8 protein-coding genes and 1 pseudogene are annotated in these 8,564 nt (G+C 37.4%); 7 read left to right on the forward strand and 2 right to left on the reverse strand.

Annotated features, from left to right (window positions below; genetic code table 11):
• Window positions 1–38: 38 nt before the first annotated feature.
• Together FLK20_RS21205 and FLK20_RS21210 are read right to left on the reverse strand one after the other, a co-directional pair.
• Window positions 39–359 (reverse strand): YciI family protein, encoded by a 321-nt coding sequence (locus FLK20_RS21205; protein WP_194165715.1) that lies wholly within the window; start codon window positions 357–359, stop codon window positions 39–41.
• 60 nt (window positions 360–419) lie between these two features.
• Window positions 420–569, reverse strand: a pseudogene (locus tag FLK20_RS21210) (IS1595 family transposase); the annotation flags it as partial.
• A gap of 39 nt (window positions 570–608) precedes the next feature.
• Here FLK20_RS21210 and FLK20_RS21215 point away from each other — a divergent pair.
• The 7 genes from FLK20_RS21215 to FLK20_RS21245 all read left to right on the forward strand — a co-directional run bounded on the left by FLK20_RS21215 (window position 609) and on the right by FLK20_RS21245 (window position 8,343).
• Entirely contained in the window at window positions 609–1,058 is a 450-nt protein-coding gene (locus FLK20_RS21215) for a TRAP transporter large permease subunit (RefSeq protein WP_255473845.1), read from the forward strand.
• Between the two features lie 36 nt (window positions 1,059–1,094).
• Window positions 1,095–2,522 carry an amidase gene (locus tag FLK20_RS21220; RefSeq protein ID WP_152658594.1) on the forward strand — a complete coding sequence of 476 codons (1,428 nt, stop codon included), beginning with the start codon at window positions 1,095–1,097 and terminating at the stop codon, window positions 2,520–2,522.
• A gap of 536 nt (window positions 2,523–3,058) precedes the next feature.
• Window positions 3,059–4,048 carry a LacI family DNA-binding transcriptional regulator gene (locus FLK20_RS21225; protein WP_152658595.1) on the forward strand — a complete coding sequence of 330 codons (990 nt, stop codon included), beginning with the start codon at window positions 3,059–3,061 and terminating at the stop codon, window positions 4,046–4,048.
• Window positions 4,049–4,165: 117 nt separating this feature from the next.
• On the forward strand, window positions 4,166–5,017 hold the full coding sequence (locus FLK20_RS21230) for an ROK family protein (RefSeq protein ID WP_152658596.1): 852 nt from the start codon (window positions 4,166–4,168) through the stop codon (window positions 5,015–5,017).
• Between the two features lie 232 nt (window positions 5,018–5,249).
• Window positions 5,250–6,530 carry an ABC transporter substrate-binding protein gene (locus FLK20_RS21235; RefSeq protein ID WP_152658597.1) on the forward strand — a complete coding sequence of 427 codons (1,281 nt, stop codon included), beginning with the start codon at window positions 5,250–5,252 and terminating at the stop codon, window positions 6,528–6,530.
• 95 nt (window positions 6,531–6,625) lie between these two features.
• Window positions 6,626–7,501 (forward strand): carbohydrate ABC transporter permease, encoded by an 876-nt coding sequence (locus FLK20_RS21240; RefSeq protein WP_152658598.1) that lies wholly within the window; start codon window positions 6,626–6,628, stop codon window positions 7,499–7,501.
• Window positions 7,501–8,343, forward strand: coding sequence for a carbohydrate ABC transporter permease (locus tag FLK20_RS21245; RefSeq protein WP_152658599.1), 843 nt, complete (start codon window positions 7,501–7,503; stop codon window positions 8,341–8,343). The genes FLK20_RS21240 and FLK20_RS21245 overlap by 1 nt, the downstream gene beginning before the upstream one ends.
• Window positions 8,344–8,564 lie beyond the last annotated feature (221 nt).

Consider the following 8,564-nt stretch of genomic DNA (forward strand, 5'->3'; position numbering starts at 1 on the left):
TTATTATTGGCTAGTTATGTCCCAGCCTCATAGTTTTCTTAGTCAATTAAATTTCCTTTTGTTTGCGGTACTCCAACCAGCCAATTATTCCCGTCATTTGCTTCTAAGAATTCTTTTATTTCGTATGATTGATAGTATTTCTCATAAACAAACGGGTCGTTATTCAACAATTCCTCAACACTTTCAACGCTTTCAGATTGAAAAACCATAACAGCACCATCATCATCTACAAATGGACCACATAACATTAATGAACCTTGCTGTCTTAGCCTCTTTAAGTAAGTAACGTGATTTGTTAGTAAATCATTACTTAATTCTCCATTTCTTTTATCCTTTAATATTACTAAATAACTGTTCAAAGAATACCCTCCCTGACAGAATGTGTGTTCTCTTATATTGTAAAGTAATTGAGTTATTTGTCAATTTGTTATTCTTAGATTTTTAACTGTAATATAATTGGATTTTTGACACGCTGAAATAAGCATTTGCTCTACTAGTTTATCAAATGCTAAATCCTTGCCTAATTCGAGCCAATGGAACCAATAGAGATAGTTGTCCAAATAATGAGTATTTCTTTATTTAATAGTATTGTGAAAGACTCTATAAATATGACATCAATGATCTTTTTAATTATTGCTTCAGCTCATATTTTTGGTATGGTATTAACAACGGAGCAAATACCACAGCAGTTATCGCAATGGATAGAAACAAGCTCTGCAAATATTTGGATCTTTTTAATTGCTGTCAATCTGATGTTTTTTGTCCTAGGGATGTTTCTGGATCTAGTGTCTGTTATTTTGATTGCGCTTCCAATTCTGTTACCAATATTAGCATTTTTTGATTTTAACTTAATTCATTTTGCGATTATTATGATTGTGAATTTGGAGCTAGCACTGATTACACCACCAGTAGGTCTGAATTTATTCGTGGTAAGCGGCATTACAAGGGAGAAAGTGGGTAATGTTGTTATGGGTGTTTTACCGTTTTATGTTGTTTTAATAATAGGGCTTGTTGCGATTATTATTTTCCCGGCGATTTCCCTTTGGTTAATTCGATAAAATGTAATAAAGCATAGGAAGAAAGGGGATGAAGAAATGATTACTGAACAAGAGATATTAACCTATGATATAGCAAGCATATCTGCTCTAATCAAAGAGAAAAAAATTTCTCCGGCAGAAATAGCTTTACAGCTCTTAGAAAGAATTGACACCGTGGATTCAGTTATTAATTCTTTTATTACTGTTAATCGTGAAGATGTATTAGAACAAGCGAAACAAGCTGAGCAAGAGATAGAAGCTGGAGAGTATAAAGGTCCTTTACACGGTATACCTATAGGCTTAAAAGATTTAATTTATACTAAAAATCTAAAGACGACAATGGGTTCTGAGATTTTTAAGGATTATCTTCCCGAATATAATGCAACCGTGGTAGATAAGCTGAAAGAGGCTGGAGCCATTATCATTGGTAAATTAAATACGCATCAATTTGCTTATGGCCCAACAGGAGACCGTTCTTATTTTGGTCCTGTTCGGAATCCCCACGATATCAAGAAAATGACGGGGGGCTCAAGCAGTGGGTCTGCTGCTGCTGTTTCTGCCTGTCTCTGTTATGGGTCGCTGGGGACGGATACCGGAGGCTCCGTCAGAATCCCTGCTTCATTTTGTGGCGTAGTCGGGATGAAACCGACATATGGACGTATCAGTAACCATGGCGTATTTCCTCTTTCATCGACACTGGATCATGTAGGTCCTTTAACAAGGACTGTAAAGGATAATGCGCTTCTTTTAAACGCTCTGGTTGATTATGCTTCCATGGATTTAAATTTAACTCAAAATGGGCAAGAAGATTTTTTACGAGATATTGGTAAAGGGATAGAAAGCATGAAAATCGGTGTGCCAGCCAGTTTCTATTTTGAAGATATGAATGCAGACGTCAGAGAGGTTATGGATGAAACGATTGAAGTTTTGAAGCATATGGGAGCTATTGTCAGTGACATTTATTTACCGAACATAAAAAATTTTTCCGAAGCGTACAAAGTGATTTTAAGCAGTGAGGCTTATGCGGTTCACGAACAAAATTTAAGTGATTTTCCTGATAAGTGGGATGATGAGGTGAAAGAGAGGCTCTTAACAGCATTGGATACAAAAGGGTTCGAGTATGTCCAGGCATTACAAACTCGCCAGTTTGCTAAAGAAGAATTTAATCAAGTATTGGAAGAGGTGGATATCATTTTGACACCGACGTTACCTATACTGCCTCCGAATATTAATGAACGTCATGTAGATATTGAGAAATACGCAGGGCAGCATATTCGCTGGTCGATTATTAAGCTGACATCACCGACTAATTTGAATGGCTTTCCAAGCATATCTGTTCCGTGTGGTTTTTCTGCGGATGGGTTACCAGTCGGCATTCAATTCATCGGAAAAGAATATGATGAGGCTACTTTATACCGTGTAGGTTATGCATTAGAAACGGAACTTGCGCTGGATACAGCAAAGTATGATATCGCTGTCCGGTAGCTTCAAAGGTGAGAATGTCCTCAGAGGTGTAGCAAGAATAGGGTGCATTCCTAATAGAATCTATGTGCTTTAATCAACGTGAAATATGAACCGCTATATAAATTAAAAAGTATAAAACACTTGGTACTATAAACCCCGTCAACGTTTGTTAAATGCTGACGGGGTTTATAAGATTTACAGGAATAAAGAGGATACATTGTTTTTGGGACTATTATCAGACTGGAAAATCGAAGCAAGGAGAGAACTAAGGTTGGCAGCGCCGTCGCAACTCCTTTGTAACCTGCATCAAAGAAGACTAAACCAACCGGACCGTTATTGGCTGACCGACTCCCACTTCAAATTTTTGATTTTTCTCTATTCTTGAAGCGGGAGCCGGTCAGCCAGTTACATTGCTGTAAATAATTTCTTATATTTTAGAGCAGTGTTCTTTAAACTAATACAATCATACAACAACGCTTTACGTCATGAAGGAAAGCTTATATGATATAAGAATATATGTGAAAGTGGAAAGCGGGTTTAAAAGGAGAAGATTTTATATGAAACCTAAAATCCAAGATGTCGCAAAGGTTGCTGGTGTGTCTCCAACAACGGTTTCCCGGGTATTGAATGACAGGGGGTATATCAGCAGCAAAACGAAAGAAAAAGTGTTTGCGGCGATGAAGGAAATTAACTATATACCGAATGACCTTGCGCGTTCTCTGTATAATAAACGTACCTATTTGATTGGGGTCATCGTACCTTCTACCAATCATCCTTTTTTTGGTGCACTGGTGGACAGTATTGAGAGAATCTGTAATGACAAAGGATATAAAGTTTTATTATGCAACAGTTTGCAAGAGGCAGAAAAAGAAAAAAAATATTGGGATATGCTGCAGCGTAATCAGGTGGATGGAGTAATTGTCGTCACCTATAACCGCGGATTAGTGGATAAGGAGCAGCAATTTCCTGCAGTTGTAATTGACCATTACCTATCGGAGAATATTCATGTTGTCAGCTCAGATAATTTTCAAGGCGGTGAACTTGCCAGTAAAGAACTGCTGGATGTTGGATGTGAAAATATCATTCATATTAATGGAGACGTGAATTTGGAAACGCCAGCGAATGAAAGACAATATGCTTATGAAAAAGTAATGAAAGATGCTGGAAGAATGCCATTAACGTATCATGTGCCAAATGTAGCTTATTTAGAAAGCAATATTGATGTGATAAAACAGCTTTTTAAGGAAAATCCAGATGTGGATGGTATCTTTGCCAGTGATGATTTATTAGCTATTCGTACCTTACAGTATGCTGAAAGTTTGGGTTATCGAGTCCCGGAGGATTTAAAAATTATTGGTTATGATGGAACAGATCTAGTTCGTTCGATTTATCCTGAGTTATCGACGATTGTTCAGCCGACATATCAAATTGCAGAAAGCGCTGTGGAGACATTGATTCAAGAGATTGATGGTAAAACGCTTGATATGAAAGAAAAAACATTCCCAGTTTCCATTTGGAAAGGGAAAACAACAGGTCATGTAACTTGAAGAAAGGTAAGTATGTTTATTCAAATTTAGATTAAGAAAAAAGATGAAATAATATCCCAGTGAGAAAAATCTGCTATAATAATCAAACAATAGAAGAGAGAAGGAGTGTTATCCAAGATGATAGGAGCAATTGAAGCAGGTGGCACAAAGTTTGTATGTGCAGTAGGTAACCCGGATGGAACCATTCTAGATCGAACGGCTTTTCCAACAACAACACCTGAAGAGACATTAGCAAAAGTGGAAGAGTTCTTTTCAAAGCATAAAATTGAAAAATTGGGAGTAGGAGCTTTTGGGCCAATCAATTTACGTGCTGGCAGTGAAAATTATGGTGCGATTGAGAATACTCCCAAAGTTCCCTGGCGTTATTATCCGCTTTTGGAAGAGCTTAAAAAACGTTTTAACATTCCGGTAGCAATCAATACAGATGTTGTTGTAGCTTGTTTGGGAGAATATGAATATGGTGTTGGAAAAGATGCCTCCAGCAGTCTTTACATAACAGTAGGTACAGGTATTGGGGCAGGACTTGTTCAAGACGGGAAGCCGTTTCAGGGGAAAAACCATTCAGAAATGGGGCATATTTTATTAAAAAAACATCCAAATGATGATTTTGAAGGAGCATGTCCCAGTCATGGTGCATGTCTGGAAGGATTAGCTGCAGGGCCGGCAATTGAAGCACGTTATGGCCGAAAAGGAGCGGAATTGGCTGATGAGGAGCATGTTTGGGAAATAGAAGCATATTATCTTGCACAGGCAATATTGGATTACTTTGTTATCCTTTCTCCAGAAAAAATTATTCTTGGAGGAGGCGTGATGAAGCAGGAAAAGCTCTATCCAATGATCCGTGAAAAATTTATGGAGTTATTAAATGGTTATATCGAAGTAGAGAATGTGGATGATTTGATTGTTGCTCCAGGATTAAATGATGATCAAGGAGTCAAGGGCTGTATTGCTTTAGCGATAAAAGAATAAATACAAAAAGGGATGAATCCAAGACGTGTCTGGGTTCATCCCTTTTTGTACAGTGAAGATAAGTTTAGTATCTGCATACATCCAGGCGCATCGTAGCAAGGATTGAACAATATGCTGAGTTTATCAAAAAATTTTAAAAAAGTATATGACAACCGGTTGACATATGAAACCGGTTGTCATATAATCCTTTGTAAGCAGTTTCAATAAACTGAAAATTGGAAGGGGTTTAATAATGAAAAAGTTATCTGTATTTATCGCTATGATGTGTGCAGTTTTAGTCTTAACAGCTTGTGGCAGTGGAGGAAACTCCAGTGCAAATGATAATGAGGTCGTTGTCTGGTTTCATACTTCTTTAGAAACACCTGAAGGAGAAGCAATGCAAAATACAATTGACCGTTTCAATGAAGCATATGAAGGTGAATATGTAGCAACAGCGGAATTTGTTCCCCGCAGCGGCAGTGGAGGAGGTTATGAAGATAAAGTTAATGCAGCCTTGACGACAGGTACTTTACCTGATGTCTTAACATTGGATGGTCCAAATACAGCAGCCTATGCAGAGTCTGGAATTATTGCTCCGGTAGATGAATACCTCACAAACAAAGATGACTTACTTCCAAGTATTATTGAACAAGGTACGTACGATGATCAGATGTACGCAGTAGGTTTTTCTGAATCTGGTGTTGGTATTTTCTACAACAAACAAATGTTTGAAGAAGCAGGAGTAGATTTAGATTCTTTACCGACAGTGGACGAGCCTTGGGATTGGAATCAATTCTTAGAGCTGAATGAAACATTGCATAATGAATTTGACAAACCGGTCATTGATATGGGATTTGATGATAAGAGTGAATGGTTAATGTATGCCTTTACACCTTTCTTATGGTCACAAGGCGGGGATGTCGTTTCTGAAGACGGTACAACAGCTGAAGGTATTCTAAATGATGAAAATAGTGTTAAAGCAATTACGTTTATTCAAGATATGGTGAAAAATGGTTACAGTACCATTACACCGGTGGATAAAGGGTTTCATACTGGAGAATACGCAATGAAGTTTGGCGGATCATGGACGATTGCAGAGCTTGAAGAATATCCAGATATTGAGTATGGTGTTATGCCATATCCAACATCTCCAGATACAGGTGAGCTGGTATCGCCATCAGGAAGCTGGCAATATGCCATGTCTGCTTCTTCAGAAAAGCAGGAAGCAGCAGGAGCGTTAATCGATTTTATGGTATCTACGGAATCATTATCTGAAATGTCATTAGCAAATAGTGTTCTGCCGGCATCTTATTCAGCAATTGATGAAATTACAGATCAAGTAAGTGACGAAATGAATGTGTTAATTGAACAAAATGCAGCATCGGCACAAGCCCGCCCGCTTCTGCCGAGTTATCCGCAAGTAAGCCGTATTTTCCAGGATACAATAAGTGACGCAACTTATTATGAAGAGAACAGCGATATTCAGGCGTTACTTGATGATAAGGCAGCACAGATTCAGAGTGTATTAGATTGATCTATTCAATCAAGTCGTTTAAAGGAAAATTATACTATGAAGATTTCTGGCTTAGCAGAAAGCTAAGCCAGAAATCTTTAAAAGGGGTTTAGGAAATGAATATAAACAAAAAGGAGAATATAGCAGCATATATTTTTTTGGCTCCGGCACTTATATTACTTGGATTATTTCTAGTTTATCCATCGTTGTTAGCAATCTATTATTCATTTACAGATTACTATTTATTAACTCCAAATGATATAAATTTTGTTTGGCTTGAAAATTTTATAGCTATATTTAAAGATCCTATTTTCATCCAAAGTTTAAAAAACATAGCATTGTTTGTTGTACTTGTTATCCCAATTCAAGTTGGAGCAGCGCTAGGCCTTGCTTTATTGATTAATAAGCAGCGTAAAGGGAATATTTTCTTTAAAGTTGCTTATTTCTCGCCAGTGGTTTTGTCGCTCGTTGTTATTTCTGTCCTTTGGTTATATTTATTAAATCCTTCTGAAGGTTTGATTAATAATATACTTGTTAATGTTGGAATTGATCCACAACCGTTTTTAAGCAGTCCAACCCAAGCAATGGTTACGATTGTTTTTGTATCTGCCTGGCAGGGGGCTGGTTACCAAATGCTTATTTTCTTAGCTGGACTTCAGAATATTCCTGGAGAAGTTTATGAGGCTGGAAAAATAGATGGAGTTAATAAATGGCAGAAATTTTACTATATCACCCTGCCTCTATTGAAGCCGACATCTATCTTAATTATGATTACCACGTTAATTTCCGCCTTTAAGCTGATTATACAGCCGATGGTAATGACTCAAGGCGGACCAATGAACGCAACAATGACGCCTGTTTACTATATCTATCAATCTGGCTTCTCTGATCGGATGATAGGTTATGCCAGTGCGATGACAGTTATCTTTGGCATTATAATTGGAATTGTTGCTATTATCCAGAGCAGGGTTTCCAGGGAGGACGATAACTAATGAAAAAACCAGTTAGAAAAATTATTGAGTATACAGTCCTTATATTAATAGCATGTATCTTTGTATTTCCTTTAATTTGGATGATCGTCTCCTCGATGAAGCCGGAAGCCAGTATTTATACAGATATGAACGGAATTAAAGTATTGCTTCCATCACTGAATCCATCTGATTGGCTGCAGTCTTATCAAGAGCTGTTTAGCAGATTTGATATTGCACAGTATATTTTTAACAGTATTATCTATGCAGTAGTGATTACAGGCGGTTCCATTATTGTTAATGCTATGGCTGGATATGCTTTTGCCCGGTTCCATTTTCGCGGGAAGAAAATTCTCTTTGCGTTAATGCTTGCACTATTAATTGTACCGGTGGAAACTATCATCATTACACAGTTTACCGTAGCTCACAGTTTAGGCATTTTAAATACACGGTTAGCAGTAATTTTGCCGTTGCTTGCAAATATTTTCTTTATCTACTTATTTAGGAATTTCTTCAAGTCTGTGCCTGAAGAGGTGATTGAATCTGTTAAAATTGATGGCGGAAATAGCTGGACTATTTTTTGGAGAATTATGCTTCCCATGTCTAAGCCAGCCATTGCAACAGTAGGTACACTTTCTTTTATCGCCAGCTGGAATGACTATCTATGGCCGCTGATGGTATTGACGGATACAACAAAATTCCCGTTACAGGTAGCAATAACAAACATTAACACCACCGAGCCTGTCTTTACAAATCAGATTATGTCGATTTTAACGATTTCCACGATTCCGCTAATCATTGTATATATCCTGGCACAAAAATATATTTTGCAAGGTCTTGGCGGGTCTGGAACAGGGATTAAATAATAAGAATGAGCTGGAATAAACGGTTGAAAATGAATGAATAAACTGTGTGAAATCAGGGTTTGAAGCTCGGTGTCACACAGTTTCGTTTGTTGATAAAGAGGTTATAAAATAATGCAGCTGTAGCGTTACTTAAAAAATTCACATCTAGCTCTACTCTCAACTTTTTTAGACCAGAGTGCCCTTAGTAAAAAATATTCTCATAGTTGTGTCAACCGGTTGAC

The sequence above is a fragment of the Oceanobacillus sp. CFH 90083 genome (genome assembly GCF_009389585.1).
Classification (GTDB): domain Bacteria; phylum Bacillota; class Bacilli; order Bacillales; family Amphibacillaceae; genus Oceanobacillus.

What these genes read in the sequence shown, in the direction of transcription:
- FLK20_RS21245 (WP_152658599.1), top strand. Translation starts at nt 7,501, where the DNA reads ATGAAAAAACCAGTTAGAAAAATTATTGAGTATACAGTCCTTATATTA.
- FLK20_RS21215 (WP_255473845.1), top strand. Translation starts at nt 609, where the DNA reads ATGACATCAATGATCTTTTTAATTATTGCTTCAGCTCATATTTTTGGT.
- FLK20_RS21230 (WP_152658596.1), top strand. Translation starts at nt 4,166, where the DNA reads ATGATAGGAGCAATTGAAGCAGGTGGCACAAAGTTTGTATGTGCAGTA.
- FLK20_RS21240 (WP_152658598.1), top strand. Translation starts at nt 6,626, where the DNA reads ATGAATATAAACAAAAAGGAGAATATAGCAGCATATATTTTTTTGGCT.
- FLK20_RS21235 (WP_152658597.1), top strand. Translation starts at nt 5,250, where the DNA reads ATGAAAAAGTTATCTGTATTTATCGCTATGATGTGTGCAGTTTTAGTC.
- FLK20_RS21220 (WP_152658594.1), top strand. Translation starts at nt 1,095, where the DNA reads ATGATTACTGAACAAGAGATATTAACCTATGATATAGCAAGCATATCT.
- FLK20_RS21225 (WP_152658595.1), top strand. Translation starts at nt 3,059, where the DNA reads ATGAAACCTAAAATCCAAGATGTCGCAAAGGTTGCTGGTGTGTCTCCA.